The sequence below is a fragment of the Sandarakinorhabdus sp. FBCC-B8862 genome (assembly GCF_059745315.1).
The window spans coordinates 1,580,841-1,597,299 of the sequence record NZ_CM185574.1 but is presented as its reverse complement, the minus strand read 5'-3'; the positions used below and the strand labels follow the sequence as shown (position 1 = coordinate 1,597,299).

Sequence of the window (16,459 nt, the reverse complement as noted above, 5' to 3'; positions counted from 1 at the left end):
CCGGCAATCTGGCTGAAGAGCAGTGCTTTGGCCGTGACTTTGCCCGAAAATGCCGTCATCATCAGGCGATATGGCCAGCCTATCGCCCGAATCCAGCCCGATTGACCAGATTGACCGCAAGATCATCGATGTGCTGGCCCAGGATGGCCGCATCAGCATCACCGATCTGGCGGCGCGCATCGGCCTGTCCAAATCGCCGACCCAGGTGCGGCTGAAGCGGCTGGTGGACGATGGCATCATCCGCGGCTTTCGCGCCGTCACCGATCCGGTGAAGCTGGGGCTGGGCCATATCGCCTTTGCCGAGGTGAAATTGTCGGACACGCGGGAAAAGGCACTGGCCGAGTTCGCCCGCGCCGTGCTGCAGGTGCGCGAGATCGAGGAATGCCACATGATGGCCAGCAGCTTTGATTATCTGCTGAAGGTGCGCACCGCCGATATCCACGCCTATCGCCGGGTGCTGGGCGAGAAGATCTCCAGCCTGCCACATGTCGCCAGCACCTCCACCTTCGTGGTGATGGAGGCGATCATCGAGGCGGGGCGGTGACGGTGCGGGCGTCGCTGCCAGCCTTGCATCCGTCATGCTGAACTTGTTTCAGCATCCATGGGATTTCGTGCCGCAGCGCGCGCTGTAGGGGGCGTTTGGTCCATGGATGCTGAAACAAGTTCAGCATGACGAGCGCTTTGCTGGCCGGCCAGCCGCCACGATCACACCGGATAGCCTGACCAGGGCTTGATGCTTCGGATGGCAAAGCCCGAGCGCATGGACGAGACGCCGGGCAGGCGGGCCAGGCAGTTGCGGTGGATGCTGTCGAACTGGTCGAGATCGCGGGCGGCGACCCGCAGCAGATAATCGGCGCTGCCCGACATCAGATGGCATTCCAAGATGTCGTCAAAGCCGGCCACTGCTGCCTCGAACCGGTCCATCGCCTCGTGGCTCTGGCTGGTGAGGGTGATTTCCACGAAGGCGTGCAACTTGAGGCCCAGCGCCTGCGGATCAAGCTGGGCGCGATAACCGCTGATCAGCCCGTCGGCTTCCAGCTGCTTGATGCGGCGGTGGCAGGCCGAGGTGGACAGGCCGAGCTGGCCGGCGAGATCAGCCAGGCTCGCGGTCGAGTCGCGCTGCAGCGCGCGCAGGAGGAGTTGATCATGCCGATCCATGGGAAAATATCCTGCCAGTTGAGCCTATTCCGGGATAGCATTGCGGCAATGGGCGGCAAAGGCCCAAAGTCTGGCAGCACTTCCCGGCCAAAGCGGCGCATACTTGCCCTATCCTGGGCAGGAGAATGATCATGCGTGTCGGCACGGTGCGGGAAATCAAGAATCACGAATATCGCGTGGGGCTGACGCCCGAAAGCGCGCGCGAACTGGTCGCCCATGGCCATGATGTGTGGGTGGAGGCCGGGGCCGGGGCCGGGATTGGCGCCGGGGATGCCGATTATGGGGCCGCCGGCGCGGTGATCGTGCCCGATGCCGCCACCATCTTTGCCGAATGCGACATGGTGGTGAAGGTGAAGGAACCGCAGGCGGGGGAGCGCGCCATGCTGCGCCGCGGGCAGATCCTCTACACCTATCTCCACCTCGCGCCCGATCCGGAGCAGACGGCTGATCTGGTCAAGTCCGGCGTCACCGCCATTGCCTATGAAACCGTGACTGGTGCCGATGGCAGCCTGCCGCTGTTGAAGCCGATGAGCCAGGTGGCGGGCCGCATGGCGATCCAGGCTGGCGCCACCGCGCTGGAAAAGGCCCATGGCGGGCGCGGCGTGCTGCTGGGCGGGGTGCCCGGCGTGCTGCCGGCCAAGGTGGTGGTGATCGGCGGCGGCGTGGTGGGGTTCAACGCGGCGCAGATGGCGGTGGGCCTGGGGGCCGATGTCACCATCCTCGATCGCGATCCGGCCGTGCTGGAGCGGCTGGACAATCATTTCGAAGGCCGGGCGCGCACGCTCTATTCCGGCCGGGCGAGCCTTGCCGAACAGGTGGCGGCGGCCGATCTGGTGATTGGCGCCGTGCTGATCCCCGGCGCCGCCGCGCCCAAGCTGGTGACCCGCGCCATGCTGGCGACGATGAAGCCCGGCGCCGTGCTGGTGGATGTCGCCATCGATCAGGGCGGCTGTTTTGAAACCAGCCACGCCACCACCCATGCCCAGCCCACCTATGTGGTGGATGGCATCGTGCATTATTGTGTGGCCAACATGCCGGGCGCGGTGGCGCGCACCAGCACCTATGCGCTGAACAATGTCACCCTGCCGCACGCCTTGCGCATTGCCGATCTGGGCTGGCAGGCTGCGCTGCGGGCCAATCCGCACCTCGCCGCCGGGCTGAATGTGCACGATGGCCAGGTGACCCACGCCGCCGTGGCGCGCGATCTGGGCTATGCCCACGTGGCGGTGGAGCAGGTGCTGGGTTAAAGCCCCAGCACGTCGCCCATGGCGTAGCGGCCGGCGGGCTTGCCAGCCAGCCACTGCGCCGCCTTCAAGGCGCCGCGGGCGAAGATGCTGCGGTTTTCGGCGCGGTGCCACAGCTCGATGCGCTCGCCCTCGCTGGCCAGCAGCACCATGTGGTCGCCGGCCGCGCTGCCACCGCGCAACGACGCAAAGCCGATTTCGCCTTGCGCGCGCGCGCCGGTGATGCCGTCACGCCCGCTGGCCATGTTGCCGGCCAGATCAATGCCGCGCCCGCGCGCCGCCGCCTGGCCCAGCGCCAGCGCCGTGCCCGATGGCGCGTCCACCTTCATGCGGTGGTGCAGCTCGGCGATCTCTATGTCCCAATCGGGGCCGAGCGCCCGCGCGGCCTGCTCGACCAGCCGCGCCAGCAGGGTGACGCCCAGGCTGGTGTTGGCGGCCTGCAGCACGGCGATGCGCTGCGCGGCGGCGTCAATCTGGGCGTGGTGCGCCGGCTCCAGCCCGGTGGTGCCGATCACCAGCGCGCAGCGGGCGTCTTCCGCCGCCTCCAGGCTGGTGGCCAGCGCGGCGGGGGCGGAAAAATCGATCAGCACATCGCATTTGTGGGCAATCGCCCCGATGTTGGAGCAGACGGTGAGGGTTTCCGGATGCCCCGGCCCGGCCGGGCGGCCGCAGCTGGCATGGCCGGCCCGCTCCACCGCGCCGGCCAGCACCAGGCCCGGCCAGTTCCCCATCTGTGCGATGATGGCCTGGCCCATGCGCCCTCCGGCGCCCAGCACGCCAATGCGGATCGGCTTGTTTGTCATGCATCCCTTGTGGGGGATGGCGGGCGGCAATGCAATTGCTCAACCACCCCGCGGCCGGCTGAGCCAGCCCGCCGCGACCAGCGAGACGAGCAGCCCCACGGGCAGGATTTCGGTGGCCGTCACGCCCATGCGCCAGAGGGGCCGGGCATAATCGGCGGCAAACTGCGCGGCCTCGGCCTTCACCCGGGCGATGGTGGCGGCATCGCCGCCCTGCACTGCATCGGCCACCATCGCCCCCGCATATTCGGCACCGAAATCCATGCCGGTGACGCTGAGCGCCGCTTCCCACGCCAGCACATAGAAGAGCGTGGCGATCAGCGTGATGCCCAGCCCCAGGCCCAGCGCCGGCCAGAAGCCGATCACCCCGCCCAATGTCACATCGCGGTGCTGCCTTATGGCCAATACGATCATGCTGAACGCCAGCAGCATGCCCGAATAGCCGATGGCCATGCCCACGGCCGGGCTGGGAATCGCCTCGTGAAAGGCAACCGTGGTGCCGAACAAGATGCTGCCGATGATGAGGCCGCTGGCGAGGCCATAGCGGATGAGGATGGCGATCATGTGAGTCTCCGATCAATGTGGAGCCATCGGTTCAGCATGGCCGCAGCCGCCATGTCAGTCGCCCATATGGGTGATTTTGGCCAAATCACCCCAAAATGCCCAGCACGCGGGCGCGGGCGATGGCCTCCGTGCGGCTGCTGGCGCCCAGCTTCTCGAACAGGCGGGCCAGATGCGTCTTCACCGTGTTGGGGGAGACGCCCATCGTGCGCGCCATCTCCTTGTTGGCCTGGCCGGCGGCGAGCAGCTGCAGAACCTCCACCTCACGCGGGGTAAGGCCGAGGCTGGCCACCGCCGCCGGGTTGCCGGGCGGCGGCGCGGCGCGGCGGCTGGACAGGCCCAGCCACAGCCCCAGCGCCAGAAACAGCCCGGCCACCAGCACCAGCGCGATATCGGCCGCGTGCGTGCGCGCCAGCCGCTGATAATCCGCCCAGGCCAGCAACAGCGCAGCCGCCGCCAGCGCCGCACCCCAGCCCAGCATCGGCCACCCGAACCGCCATTGTATCCGCCGCCCCCGCATGGCCGGCATTCAGCCACAGCTTGCCGCGCTTGGCCAGCCGCCCCTATGCTCACCCCATGCACTTGCGCCCCGCCACCGCCGCCGATGCCCCGGCCATCGCCGCCCTGCACACCGCCAGCTGGCGCGTCGCCTATGCCCATATCCTGAGCGCCGATTGGCTGGCGAACGATCTGCCGGCCGATCGCCTGCGCGTGTGGAGCGCCCGCTTCGCCGCGCCCGATCCCGCCATGCGGGTGCTGCTGGCCGAGGATGCCGAAGGCATCGCTGGTTTTGTCTGCCTGTTCCTCGCGGCCGACCCGCACTGGGGCAGCCATGTCGACAATCTCCACGTCCGCCCCGGCCTGAAGGGCCAGGGCCTCGGCCGCCAGCTGCTCGCCGCCGCAGCCGGAATCGCGCTGGCCGAAGCGCCGGGGCTGGGACTTGATCTCCACGTCTATGCCGCCAACGTGGCGGCGCGCGGCTTCTACCGCCGTCTGGGCGGGCTCGAATCCCTGGCCGAAAAAGAGGCCGCGCCCGATGGCAGCACCCAGGCCTATCAGCGCATCTGGTGGCCCGACCCAAAGGCGCTCACCCCATGAACATCGTCATCCTCACCGGCGCCGGCATCTCGGCCGAAAGCGGCGTGCCCACCTTCCGCGCCGCCGATGGCCTGTGGGAAGGCCACCGCGTCGAAGATGTCGCCACCCCGCAAGCCTTTCGGCGCAACCCCACCCTCGTCCAGCAATTCTACGATCAGCGCCGCGCCCACCTGGGCCAGGTCGTGCCCAACGCCGCCCACCTGGCGCTGGCCCGGCTGGAGGCGGCATGGAGCGGTGATTTCCTCCTCGTCACCCAGAATGTCGATGATCTGCACGACCGCGCCGGCCACAACCATCTCGTCCACATGCACGGCGAACTGAACAGCGCACTCTGCACCCGCTGCGGCGCCGCCCGCCCCTGGCGCGGGCCACTGCTCGGCAACCCAGCCTGCCCCGCCTGCCGCCAACCGGGCGGCCTTCGCCCCGATATCGTCTGGTTCGGCGAAATGCCCTACCACATGGACCGCATCGAAGCTGCGCTGGCCGCCTGTGACCTGTTCGTCTCCATCGGCACCTCCGGCGCGGTCTACCCCGCCGCCGGCTTCGTGCAATGGGCCAAGGCCGCGGGCGCGCGCACGCTGGAACTCAATCTCGAACCGTCGGCCGGCACCCGCCTGTTTGACGAAGCCCGCCACGGCCCGGCGACCGTGCTGGTGCCGGCGTGGGTGGAGGAGGTGTTGGGAGGATAAGAGAAGAGTGCCTCCGGCGGGAAGGGTCACAGACCCTGCACCCGTTTGTTTTCGGGCGGTGCTCGTCGGCCGAATTTGGGGTGAAATAGCGATACGCCCCACATCGTCGCCCCGTGCTTGACACGGGGCTTGGCTTTCCTTCGCTGCGTCGAAAAAATAGGCGAGCGATGGCAAAAGGCGGCTGGGTCTACATCATGGCAAACCGCTATCGCGGCGGCATGTATGTTGGCGTGACGGCCGATGTGCTGCGGCGGGTGCAGCAGCATCGCGCAGGCGCAGGCTCAATCCATGTCGTCGATTTTGCCAAGCTGCGGCTGGTCTACGCCGAGCGCCATGATGAGATCGAGCGCGCCATAGCCCGCGAAAAGCTGGTGAAGAAATGGCGACGCGAATGGAAATTTGCCCTGATCGAGGCCGACAACCCCGATTGGGATGATTTGTGGGACACGTGGTTCACACCCAGCGAGCAGCAAGAATAGCCAAGCCCCGTGTCAAGCACGGGGCGACGGGGATTTCAGGCAGCGCGTATGCTATGCAACATCTGACGTGCACCCCTGAATTGGTCCCATTTTTGGGTAGAGTCCGTTTCTCGAGGAGACGGACGCATGAAGCGGAGCAGGTTTTCGGACGAGCAGATCATTGGGATCGTGAAGGAGCAGGAGGCGGGCATGGCGACTGCCGAGGTCTGCCGGCGGCACGGGATCAGTTCGGCGACGTTCTACAAATGGAAGGCCAAGTACGGTGGCCTGGAGGTGTCCGAGGCCAAGCGGCTTCGGTCGCTGGAGGATGAGAACGCCAAGCTGAAGAAGCTGCTGGCGGAGGCGATGCTGGATATCGCCGTGTTGAAAGACATCAGCTCAAAAAAATGGTGACGCCCGACGCGAAGCGGAATGCGGTCGCCCATGCCCGGGAGACGTTCGGGCTGAGCGAGCGGCGGGCGTGTCGTCTGATCGGTGTCGCGAGGCGGGTGGTTCGATATGAACCGACCCGTCCCGATGATGCTGGCTTGCGCACCAGGTTGCGTGAGCTGGCTGGCGAACGGCGGCGGTTCGGCTATCGGCGCCTGGGGTATCTGCTGGCGCGCGAAGGGCATGCGCCGAACCACAAGAAGCTCCTGCGGATCTACCGGGAAGAAGGGTTGAAGGTGCGCCGCCGTGGCGGCCGCAAGCGGGCGTTGGGCACCAGGGCACCTATGACGATGCCGCAGGGGCCGAACCAGCGCTGGTCACTCGACTTCGTCAGTGATGCGTTCGCCTGCGGCCGGCGCTTCCGCATCCTGTGCGTGGTCGACGACTTCACGCGTGAGTGCCTGGCGCTGGTGGCCGACACGTCGCTGTCCGGTGCAAGGGTGGCGCGGGAGTTGGACAGCTTGGCGGCCGTCCGCGGCAAGCCGCTGACGGTGGTCAGCGACAATGGCACCGAACTGACCTCGACCTCCATCCTGCGCTGGGCACAGGAGCGGCAGGTGGAATGGCACTACATCATGCCGGGCAAGCCGACGCAGAACGCCTTCGTGGAGAGCTTCAATGGCCGGCTGCGCGACGAATGCCTGAACGAGACCCTGTTCACATCGCTGGCGCACGCCAGATCGATCCTCGCGGCCTGGAAGCACGACTACAACACCGTCAGGCCGCACTCGAAACTGGGCGGATGCACCCCTGCCGAGATCGCCGGCCAACGGGGTTGGGGGCATGCCCCCAACCCCGTTGCCATCACATCAACCATCAGCCATCAAAGCACAGGACTCTACTTCTGATCGGTACCAATCAGGGGTGCACGTCACATCGCAATGACCACCGATTCCGCCCATGACAGCATCCGCCAAGGCCTCGGCGAAGCCCTCGCCTTCGCCGCCGGCAACACCGCCGGCGCGCAGGTGCGCCAGGTGCCGATCACACAAGTTGACGTCGCCGCCATCCGCGCCAGCACCGGCCTGTCGCAAAGCCAGTTCGCAAGGCTCATCGGCGTTGCCAAGGGCACCCTCCTCAACTGGGAACAAGGCCGCCGCCGCCCCACCGGCCCAGCCCAGGTGCTGCTGGCCATGATTGCCAAACGGCCGTCGCTGGTGGGTGAATTGTTGCGGTAAAGAATAGGGCCTCCGGCGGGCAGGGGCGAGGCCCCTGCCCCCGTTCGTTTGTGGCCAATGCTTTATTGAAGCGTTGGAAACTTCAGTAGCTACTATGCGGATTGCCGAACTGCGCGCTTTCAGTAGATTGAGCGCATGAGGCCGCTCTATCAGCATATTATTCCCAATAGAGACCCGCCAGTGCTAACCAACAGCGCTTTCCGGGCAATTATCGTGTCAGAAGTCGAAGTTGCTCAAGACTGGCGCAATCTCATTTGCCAATGGCTGCTGGAGAGCGGGTGTCTTTATGTGGTCGCGTGGGGTGTAGATTGCGAACTGTGGCACAATACTGTCGACGAGACCAATCTCGAAATGTTCAATTTCGGGGACATCCCTGACGACAAGTTTGTGATGACAACATGGCATACAGATACGCCATTGTCAGAGGCGATGTGGTTCATCGCGCAGTGCGCCTCGCATCCAGACGTCGAACTCAATCAGACAGTTATCATCCATGTGGCTTTAGAGAGTCGCGAGGCCGACATGCTAAAGACCTATGCGGCTAGCCAGACAATCCATCACAACTGAATAGATCCCTGCAACGGGATCGCAAGCGTACACCGTGCCCACCAGCACACCCAAAACGAACGGGTGCAGGGGCCTCGCCCCTGCCCGCCGGAGGCCCTCTTGCCTTACCCCTCGTCCGCCGCGCGGATGACCGGTTGCATCACATGGATGAACGCCAGCGCCGTCAGATAGGCGCCGGCGGCGATGGTGAACATTGGCCAGTAGCCCACGCCGTTCGTCAGGCACCAGCCGGTGAGTTCGATGATGCCGGTGCCGGTGAGGTTGCCGGCGACGCCGCCCAGGGCCATCACGCCGGCGACGCGGGCGGGGGGGACGGTGTCGGCGGCGAGGCCGAAGATGTTGGTGGAAAAGCCCTGGTGGGCGAGCAGGGCGAGGCCGATGATGAGGGCGGCGGCCATGGCGCTGGGGGCCTGGAGGGCGAGCGGGATGGGCAGGATGAGCACGGCATAGAGGGCCATGCTGGTCTTGCGGGCCTTGTTGATGCTCATGCCGCGTTTCAGGAGGGCGGGGAACAGCAGCCCGCAGCTGAAGGCGCCGACGGCGGCGAGGGCGAAGATGACGGCGCTGGGCAGGCCGACTTCGGCTTGGGTGAGGCCGAAGGTTTTCACGAGGAAATCGGTGGACCAGAAGAGGACGAACCACCAGACGCAATCGGTGAGCGCCTTGGCGCCGACAACGGTCCAGGTGCGCCGGTCGGACAGGAGCTGCGCCCAATTGCCGTCGAGCGCGGCCTTTTTGGCGACGCCGACGGGGGCGAGGCGGCGGGTGCCGCCGATCCACAGCGCGAGCCAGACGAAGCCGAGGGCGCCGGTGACGAGGAAGGCGGCCTTCCAGCCGAAGGCGAGGGCGAGTGGCGGGATCAGCAGCGGGGTGAGGATGGCGCCGATGTTGGGCGCGGTGTTGACCATGCCAAGGCCGAAGCTGCGCTGGGTGAGCGGCAGATAGGTGGCGGCGGCCTTGACCGCGGCGGGGGTGTTGACGCTTTCCGCCACCGCCAGCACGGAGCGGGCGACGACAAACTGGCTCACGTTCGCGGCGGCGGCATGGGCCATGCCGGCCGCGCTCCACACCGCGACGGCGATGCCATAGGCAAGGCGCACGCCAAAACGGTCAACAAACCAGCCGACGGCAAGCAGGGCGAAGGCAGCGGAGAGCTGGAACACGCTGCCCAGGTGCGCGAATTCCTGATCGGTCCAGCCGAATTCGGCTTCGAGTGTGGGCTTCAGCAGCGCCAGCACCTGCCGGTCGACATAGTTCAGCGCAGTGCCGACAAACAGCAGCGCGATCAGCAGCCGGCGGGCGCGGGCTTCGGCATCGACGGGCAAAGGGCCTCTCCCCAAAGGCGTTTTTCTGAGACTTGGCGGTTGTGGGCCCGGCCGTCAACCAATCACCGGCTTTTGCCGGGCAAACCCCAACCGCCCATGCCGAGCCTGTCGAGGCACGCACCGCGCCTGGATCGTGCCTCGACAGGCTCGGCATGAGCGTGTGATCAAAAGATCAGAAGTCGAGCTTGTCGTAATGCGGCGGCGGCGGCAGGCCTTCCAGCCGTTCGGCCAGCAGCGGGCGGAAGGTGGGGCGGGATTTGATCGCGCTGTACCAGGTCTTGGCCGGTTCATGGCCATCCCATTCCAGGCCGGCGAGATAATCGGCGACCGACAGATGCGCGGCAGCGGCGATATCGGCGAGGCCGAACTGGCCGCCGCTGATCCAGGCGCGGCGTTCCAGCAGGAAATCGATGTAATCCAGGTGCATGTCCGCCATCCGCCCAGCCTGCCGGATCATGCCGCCATCGGGCGCGCCCTTCAGCACGGCGCGCTTGTACATGCGCTCGGCCAGCAGCGGCGCGTTCACTTCGGCATAGAATTTCTGATCGAACCAGGCGACCAGCCGGCGGGTTTCGGCGCGGGCTTCGGGCGTGGTGCCCAGCAGCGGGGTGCGTTCCAGCGCTTCCTCGAAATGTTCGGTGATGGCGACCGAATCGCACAGGATCAGATCGGTGCCGCCCAGATCGCTGCGCCGCATCACCGGGGTTTGCCCGGCCGGGTTCATCGCGGTGAATTCAGGGCGTTTTTCCCACGGACGTTCCTGCACCAGCTCGTGGGTGACGCCCTTCACCGCCAGGGCAAAGCGCACCTTGCGGCTGAACGGACAGAGGGTGAAATGATAAAGACGCCACATTTGTGATCTGTCTTAATCATGTTTGCCGGCTTGGAAAGAGGCGGGTGCATCCACGGCCCTGTTGCAAATCGTTCGCAACAACTCTAGGCCTTGGGCGATGACCCGGCGGCTTGCCTTGTTGGCCCTGTGGGCGGTGCTGATGGCGCCGCTGTCCGGCCTGTGGTGGCAGGCGGCGGCGCCCGATGCCGATGTGGATGCGCTGGTGGCGGCCAGCGGCAACTGGGCGATGGCCTGGCTGGCGATTGCCGTGGTGATCACGCCGCTGGCCCGGATGTGGCGGCCCTTGGCGCGGCTGTTGTGGCTGCGGCGCGGCATCGGTCTGGCGGCCTTTGGCGCCAGCGGCGTGCATCTGTGGCTTTATGTGCTGGCGATGCGCGGCTTTGCCGAAGCGGGTGGCGAATGGGCATTGATTGCCGATGAAGCCTTCACGCCCGGTATCCTCACCGGCTGGGCGGCGCTGGCGCTGATGCTGTTGCCGGCGCTGGCCAGCAATGATGCGGCGATGCGGGTGCTGAAACGGGCGTGGAAGCCGGTGCAGCGCCTGGCCCTGCCGGCGGCCGTGCTGGCGCTGGCCCATATGGCGGTGGTGCACGATGCGTTCAGCCTGGCCATGGCCGTGGCCGGCGTGGTGGGCGGGCTGCAACTGGTGCGATTTTTTCCTGCAAGCAGAAAGGCATGAACATGCGCGTGATGATGATGGCGGCCGTGGTGGCGGCGGCGATGGCGGGCCCGGCGCTCGCCACCGGCAAGCTGAAGTGCAACGTCAAGCCGGCCGACATGAAGCCGATCGAGGCGCTGAAGGCCGAGCTGACCAGGCAGGGCTGGACGGTGGCGAAGGCCAAGGTCGATGGCGGCTGCTATGAAGTCTATGGCGTGATGCCGGAGACGGGCCGGGTTGAGGCCTATTTCGATCCGGCGACGTTCGAGAAGCTCTATGTCGAGCAGCGCGGGAAGGTTTTGTTCAAGAAGGGGTGACGTAGATACTCCGCCGCTGGGCGGAGAGGTTATCAGGGACCGCGCCTGGCGGCCCCCTCCGTCAGCCCCGGCCTTCGCCGGGGCTGCCACCTCCCCCGGAGGGGGAGGATGTTCAGGCCTTGGCAGCGCGCGGTTTGGCCTTGGGCTTTGCCGGTTTGGCCGCCTTGGCCTTCAGCGCGGCCACTTCGGCTTCCAGCTCGTTGATGCGCAGGGCCTGACGCACGATGATGTCCTGCATCGCCGCCACCGAAGGATCGGGCGCGGCCGGGGCCGGCGGCGGTTCCGGGGCCACCGGCGTGGCTTCGGCTTTCGGCGGTTCCGGCGGCTTTGGGGCCTCGGGCTTCACCACCTCGGCTTCCACCACCGTTTCGGTGCGGAAAATGCCGCTTTCGCGCGCCTTGCGGATCAGCGGGGCGGCCGTCACCGCCAGCTGCATCAGGCTTTCGATCAGCGGATCATTGCTCTTGGCCATCGTCGGGTCCTTCAACTGTCTTACAAATATATGGCAGTGAAGGACCCGATTTCAAGAGCCGGCCTCACTCCGCCGCGATGGCGCTGCTCTCATCGCTGAGCGGGTGGGCGAGGCGGCTGATCATCTCCTTCGGGCACACCTGCCAGAACTGGCCGCGGGTGCGGTCCCACTCGGCGAGCAGGCCGGCGGCCCATTTCGATCCGGTTTCCGCCACGTGCGCTTCGATCAGACCGTGCAGCACGCCTTCCCAATGGGCGCTGGCCAGCCGTTGCACCACCACCGAATCGCGGTTGACCCGGCGTTTGAAGCCGCCATCAGCATCGAACACGAAGGCCATCCCGCCCGACATGCCGGCGGCGAAATTGTCCCCGGTGGTGCCCAGGATCACGGCAGTGCCGCCGGTCATATACTCACAGCCGTTGGCGCCGCAGCCTTCCACCACCACGGTCGCGCCGGAATTGCGCACGGCAAAGCGCTCGCCCGCGCGACCGGCGGCAAACAGCTGGCCGGAGGTGGCACCATAGAGCACGGTATTGCCGACAATCGCATTGTCCTGGCTGGCCAACGTGCTCGACACCATCGGCCGCACCACGATGGTGGCGCCCGACAGGCCCTTGCCAACATAGTCATTGGCCTCGCCAAACACCTCCAGCTTGACGCCCTGCACGGCAAAGGCGCCGAGCGACTGGCCGGCCGAGCCACGCAGGCGGATATGGACATGGCCGGGGCTGAGCGCCGTCATGCCGAACCGGCGGGTGATCTCGCCCGACAGGCGGGTGCCGACGGCGCGGTGGGTGTTGCGCACGGTGTAGGCCAGCTGCATCTTCTCGCCGCGTTCGAACAGATGGGCGGCGTCGCGGATCATTTCGGCGTCCAGACTATCGGGCACCGGGTTGCGGCCATTGCCCAGACCCCAGCGCCGCATGGCATCGGGCGCATCGACCTTGGCGAGGATCGGGTTCAGGTCGAGATCGTCGAGATGCTCGGCCCCGCGGTTGATCTGGCGCAGCAGTTCGGTGCGGCCGATCACATCATCCAGGCTGCGGCAGCCAAGGCGGGCGAGGATCTCGCGCACCTCTTCGGCGATGAAGCTCATCAGGTTGATGACCTTTTCCGGCGAGCCGTCGAACTTCTGGCGCAGGGCATCGTCCTGCGTGCAGACGCCCACCGGGCAGGTGTTCGAATGGCACTGGCGCACCATGATGCAGCCCATGGCCACCAGGCTCATGGTGCCGATGCCATATTCCTCGGCGCCCAGGATGGCGGCGATCACCACGTCGCGGCCGGTTTTCAGGCCGCCATCGGCGCGCAGCTTCACCCGGTGGCGAAGGCCATTGAGCGTGAGCACCTGGTTGACTTCGGACAGGCCCATTTCCCAAGGCGTGCCGGCATATTTGATGCTGGTCTGCGGGGAGGCGCCGGTGCCGCCGACATTGCCGGAGATGAGGATGGTATCGGCATGGGCCTTGGCCACACCGGCCGCCACCGTGCCGATGCCGGCCGAGCTCACCAGCTTCACGCACACCCGGGCGCGGGTGTTGATCTGCTTCAGATCATAGATGAGCTGGGCCAGATCCTCGATCGAATAGATATCGTGGTGCGGCGGCGGGCTGATCAGGGTGACGCCGGGGGTGGAGTGGCGCAGCCTGGCGATCAGCTCGGTCACCTTGAAGCCGGGCAGCTGGCCGCCCTCGCCGGGCTTGGCCCCCTGCGCGACCTTGATTTCGATCTCTTCACAGGCGTTCAAATATTCCGCCGTCACGCCAAAACGGCCCGAGGCGATCTGCTTGATGACGGAATTGGCGTTGTCGCCATTGGCATAGGGGGTGAAGCGGCTGCGATCCTCGCCGCCTTCGCCCGACACCGCCTTGGCGCCGATGCGGTTCATGGCAATCGCCAGCGTCTCGTGCGCTTCGGGGGACAGTGCGCCCAGGCTCATGCCCGGCGTCACGAAGCGCTTGCGGATTTCGGTGACCGATTCGACCGATTCGATCGGCACCGGCTTGGTGCCCGGCACGAAATCGAGGAGATCCCTGAGCGAAATCGGCGGCAGCGCCTGCACCCCGCGGCTGAACTTCTGATAATCGCTGTAGCTGTCGCGGCTGACCGCGGTTTGCAGCAGGTGGATCAGCTGGGCGCTCCAGGCGTGCGCCTCACCACCGGCGCGCCAGCGATAAAGGCCCCCCACCGGCAGGGCGATCACATCCTCGTCCCACGCCTTGTCGTGGCGCAGCTGGGCGTTGATGAAAAGCGATTCAAAGCCTTCGCCGGAAATCTTGGCCGGCATGCCGGGGAAGAAATCATTCACCAGCGCGCGGGACAGGCCAACGGCTTCGAAATTATAGCCGCCGCGATAGGAGGAGATCACCGCGATCCCCATCTTGGCCATGATCTTCAACAGGCCATCGTCGACCGCCTTCTTGTAGCGGGCGACGCAATCGCTGAGCGACATGCTGCCGAACAGGCCGCGGGCGTGGCGATCGGCAATCGCCTCCTGCGCCAGATAGGCGTTCACCGTGGTGGCGCCCACGCCGATCAGCACGGCGAAATAATGGGTGTCGAGCGCTTCGGCCGAGCGGACGTTGATCGAGACATAGGTGCGCAGGCCCTTGCGCACCAGGTGGGTGTGCACGCCCGCCGTCGCCAGGATCATGGCGATGCCGGCCTTTTGTGCCGATTGATGCTCGTCGGTCAGGAACAATTGCGTCTTGCCCTGGCGCACGGCGGTTTCCGCCTCGGCCCGGATGCGGGCGATGGCGGCGCGCAGCGCGGCGGGGCCGCCGTTGATGTCGAACGTGCAGTCGATCTCGGCAACCTGGCGGCCGAAATGGCCTTTCAGCACATCCCAGTCGCGGTTGGTCAGCACCGGCGAATCCATCACCATCACGCCGGCCTGGGTGGCTTCGTCGTCCAGGATGTTGGTCAGGTTGGAAAAGCGCGTCTTCAGGCTCATCACCCGGGTTTCGCGCAGGGAGTCGATCGGCGGGTTGGTGACCTGGGAGAAATTCTGCCGGAAGAAATGGCTGAGGTTGCGGGCGTTTTCGGAAATCACCGCCAGCGGGGCATCATCGCCCATGCTGCCCACGGCCTCCTTGGCGTCTTCCACCATCGGCGCCAGGATCAGCTCCATGTCTTCCAGCGTCTGGCCGGCGGCGATCTGGCGGCGGCGCAGTTCATCGCGGGCAAAGGCCGGGCCTGGTTCCGGGCTGGCCCTACCGGGCAGATCCTCGAAATTGGTGAAGCCGGCGACCAGCGCGGCATAATCCTGCGCGCCGGCGACCTTGGCCTTGATCTCGGCATCGCTGTAAAAACGCGACGGCGCGGCATCGAGATCAACCGCGATCATCTCGCCGGGGCCGAGCGCGCCCTTCTTGGCCACATCGGCTTCCGGCACCACCACCATGCCGGCTTCGGACCCGGTGATCAGCAGGCCATCGCGGGTGAGGCAATAGCGCATGGGCCGCAGCGCGTTGCGGTCAAGCCCCGCCACCACCCAGCGGCCATCGGTCATGGCCAGCGCCGCCGGCCCGTCCCACGGTTCCATGAGGCTGGCGAAAAAGGCATACATGGCGCGGGTGGCGGGATCGAGCGTCGGGTCCTGCTGCCAGGCCTGCGGGATCAGCATCAGCTTGGCGGTTGGCGCATCGCGGCCGGAGCGCACAAAGGCTTCGAACACCGCATCCAGCGCCGCCGTGTCCGACGCGCCGGCCGGGATCAGCGGCTTGATATCCTCCGAATGCTCGCCAAAGGCCGAAGCCGCCATCTTGATCTCGTGGCTCTTCATCCAGTTGGTGTTGCCGCGGATCGTGTTGATCTCGCCATTGTGGGCAAGGCAGCGGAACGGCTGCGCCAGCCACCATTGCGGGAAGGTGTTGGTGGAATAGCGCTGGTGATAGATGGCAAAGCGCGACACGAAGCGCTCGTCGTTTAGGTCCGGATAGAAGACGCTCAGCGATTCAGCCAGGAACAGCCCCTTGTAGATGAGGGTGCGGCACGACAGCGAGCAGAAGTAGAAGCCCTGGATCTGCGCCTCGATCACCTTCTTCTCGATGCGGCGGCGGATCAGGAACAGATCCTTCTCGAACTGCTCCTTGGCATCGTCGCCGTTCGGCCTGGGCCCGGCGATCATGATCTGCTCGATCTCCGGCCGGCTCTGCATCGCCTTGTCGCCGATGCAGCTGATGTCCACCGGCACCTGCCGCCAGCCATAGACCTTGTAACCAAAGCCGATGATTTCCGATTCGACGATGGTGCGGCAGGCTTCCTGCGCGCCCAGATCGGTGCGCGGCAAGAAGACCTGACCCACCGCGAGCAGGCCGGCCACCGGCTTCTGCCCGTGGCGCTCGATATGCTCGTGAAAGAAATCGACCGGGATTTCGACCAATATGCCGGCGCCATCCCCGGTCTTGCCATCGGCATCGACGGCGCCGCGGTGCCACACCGCCTTCAGCGCATCGATCGCCGCCGTCACCACCCGCCGTTGTGGCCGGCCATCGGTGGCGGCCACCAGGCCCACGCCGCAGGCATCGCCCTCCAGCTCGGGGCGATACATGCCGATCTCGGCGATGCGGGCGCGCTCTTCGGCGCTGGCGGTGAAGGTGGGCAGGGTGGTCATCGGTCAGGCTCCCGAA

18 protein-coding genes are annotated in these 16,459 nt (G+C 66.2%); 10 read left to right on the top strand and 8 right to left on the bottom strand.

The window, feature by feature from the left end:
- Positions 1-70 precede the first annotated feature (70 nt).
- Positions 71-544, top strand: a complete 474-nt coding sequence (locus AC6BOR_RS07825; RefSeq protein WP_094474480.1) for an Lrp/AsnC family transcriptional regulator — start codon at positions 71-73, stop codon at positions 542-544.
- 161 nt (positions 545-705) lie between these two features.
- Here AC6BOR_RS07825 and AC6BOR_RS07820 read toward each other — a convergent pair whose 3' ends face one another.
- A complete protein-coding gene (locus AC6BOR_RS07820) occupies positions 706-1,158 on the bottom strand; it encodes an Lrp/AsnC family transcriptional regulator (protein ID WP_086117836.1) in 453 nt (150 codons plus the stop codon).
- A 131-nt stretch (positions 1,159-1,289) separates the two neighbouring features.
- Here AC6BOR_RS07820 and ald point away from each other — a divergent pair, with 131 nt between their 5' ends.
- On the top strand, positions 1,290-2,405 hold the full coding sequence (gene ald / locus AC6BOR_RS07815) for an alanine dehydrogenase (protein WP_498060627.1): 1,116 nt from the start codon (positions 1,290-1,292) through the stop codon (positions 2,403-2,405).
- On the opposite strand, the gene dapB is transcribed toward ald, so the two are convergent.
- The 3 genes from dapB to AC6BOR_RS07800 form a co-directional block, all read right to left on the bottom strand.
- Entirely contained in the window at positions 2,402-3,205 is an 804-nt protein-coding gene (gene dapB / locus AC6BOR_RS07810; protein ID WP_498060606.1) for a 4-hydroxy-tetrahydrodipicolinate reductase, read from the bottom strand. The two genes, ald and dapB, sit on opposite strands and share 4 nt — an antisense overlap.
- A 39-nt stretch (positions 3,206-3,244) precedes the next feature.
- Positions 3,245-3,766 (bottom strand): DUF4199 domain-containing protein, encoded by a 522-nt coding sequence (locus AC6BOR_RS07805; protein ID WP_498060605.1) that lies wholly within the window; start codon positions 3,764-3,766, stop codon positions 3,245-3,247.
- A gap of 85 nt (positions 3,767-3,851) precedes the next feature.
- Positions 3,852-4,292 (bottom strand): response regulator transcription factor, encoded by a 441-nt coding sequence (locus AC6BOR_RS07800; RefSeq protein WP_498060604.1) that lies wholly within the window; start codon positions 4,290-4,292, stop codon positions 3,852-3,854.
- A 47-nt stretch (positions 4,293-4,339) separates the two neighbouring features.
- On the opposite strand from AC6BOR_RS07800, the gene AC6BOR_RS07795 reads away from it, so the two are divergent.
- From AC6BOR_RS07795 to AC6BOR_RS07770, 6 genes are all read left to right on the top strand, one after another.
- The gene (locus tag AC6BOR_RS07795; RefSeq protein WP_498060603.1) at positions 4,340-4,861 is read left to right on the top strand and encodes a GNAT family N-acetyltransferase; all 522 of its coding nucleotides are present in this window, start codon (positions 4,340-4,342) and stop codon (positions 4,859-4,861) included.
- On the top strand, positions 4,858-5,550 hold the full coding sequence (locus AC6BOR_RS07790; protein WP_498060602.1) for an NAD-dependent deacylase: 693 nt from the start codon (positions 4,858-4,860) through the stop codon (positions 5,548-5,550). The genes AC6BOR_RS07795 and AC6BOR_RS07790 overlap by 4 nt, the downstream gene beginning before the upstream one ends.
- A gap of 167 nt (positions 5,551-5,717) precedes the next feature.
- Complete coding sequence (locus tag AC6BOR_RS07785) at positions 5,718-6,029, top strand: GIY-YIG nuclease family protein (RefSeq protein ID WP_498060626.1); 312 nt, start codon at positions 5,718-5,720, stop codon at positions 6,027-6,029.
- A gap of 126 nt (positions 6,030-6,155) precedes the next feature.
- A protein-coding gene (locus tag AC6BOR_RS07780) for an IS3 family transposase (RefSeq protein ID WP_498058281.1) occupies positions 6,156-7,306 on the top strand; the annotation gives its coding sequence in 2 pieces (ribosomal slippage) (positions 6,156-6,408 and positions 6,408-7,306; 1,152 coding nt in all).
- A gap of 33 nt (positions 7,307-7,339) precedes the next feature.
- On the top strand, positions 7,340-7,636 hold the full coding sequence (locus AC6BOR_RS07775; protein ID WP_498060601.1) for a helix-turn-helix domain-containing protein: 297 nt from the start codon (positions 7,340-7,342) through the stop codon (positions 7,634-7,636).
- A gap of 135 nt (positions 7,637-7,771) precedes the next feature.
- Positions 7,772-8,203 (top strand): DUF7684 family protein, encoded by a 432-nt coding sequence (locus AC6BOR_RS07770; protein WP_498060600.1) that lies wholly within the window; start codon positions 7,772-7,774, stop codon positions 8,201-8,203.
- Positions 8,204-8,307: 104 nt separating this feature from the next.
- Here AC6BOR_RS07770 and AC6BOR_RS07765 read toward each other — a convergent pair whose 3' ends face one another.
- Positions 8,308-9,528, bottom strand: a complete 1,221-nt coding sequence (locus tag AC6BOR_RS07765) for an MFS transporter (RefSeq protein WP_498060599.1) — start codon at positions 9,526-9,528, stop codon at positions 8,308-8,310.
- A 172-nt stretch (positions 9,529-9,700) separates the two neighbouring features.
- Positions 9,701-10,381, bottom strand: a complete 681-nt coding sequence (locus AC6BOR_RS07760) for a glutathione S-transferase family protein (RefSeq protein WP_498060598.1) — start codon at positions 10,379-10,381, stop codon at positions 9,701-9,703.
- 97 nt (positions 10,382-10,478) lie between these two features.
- Between AC6BOR_RS07760 and AC6BOR_RS07755 the strand changes: the two genes are divergently transcribed.
- Both AC6BOR_RS07755 and AC6BOR_RS07750 read left to right on the top strand, forming a co-directional pair.
- Positions 10,479-11,060, top strand: coding sequence for a ferric reductase-like transmembrane domain-containing protein (locus AC6BOR_RS07755; protein ID WP_498060597.1), 582 nt, complete (start codon positions 10,479-10,481; stop codon positions 11,058-11,060).
- Positions 11,057-11,356: a PepSY domain-containing protein gene (locus AC6BOR_RS07750; protein ID WP_498060596.1), complete on the top strand. Its 300-nt coding sequence runs from the start codon at positions 11,057-11,059 to the stop codon at positions 11,354-11,356. Before AC6BOR_RS07755 ends, AC6BOR_RS07750 begins: the two co-directional genes overlap by 4 nt.
- A gap of 112 nt (positions 11,357-11,468) precedes the next feature.
- On the opposite strand, the gene AC6BOR_RS07745 is transcribed toward AC6BOR_RS07750, so the two are convergent.
- Both AC6BOR_RS07745 and gltB read right to left on the bottom strand, forming a co-directional pair.
- Positions 11,469-11,828 carry a hypothetical protein gene (locus tag AC6BOR_RS07745; protein ID WP_498060595.1) on the bottom strand — a complete coding sequence of 120 codons (360 nt, stop codon included), beginning with the start codon at positions 11,826-11,828 and terminating at the stop codon, positions 11,469-11,471.
- 64 nt (positions 11,829-11,892) lie between these two features.
- The gene (gene gltB / locus AC6BOR_RS07740; protein ID WP_498060594.1) at positions 11,893-16,443 is read right to left on the bottom strand and encodes a glutamate synthase large subunit; all 4,551 of its coding nucleotides are present in this window, start codon (positions 16,441-16,443) and stop codon (positions 11,893-11,895) included.
- Positions 16,444-16,459: the final 16 nt, after the last annotated feature.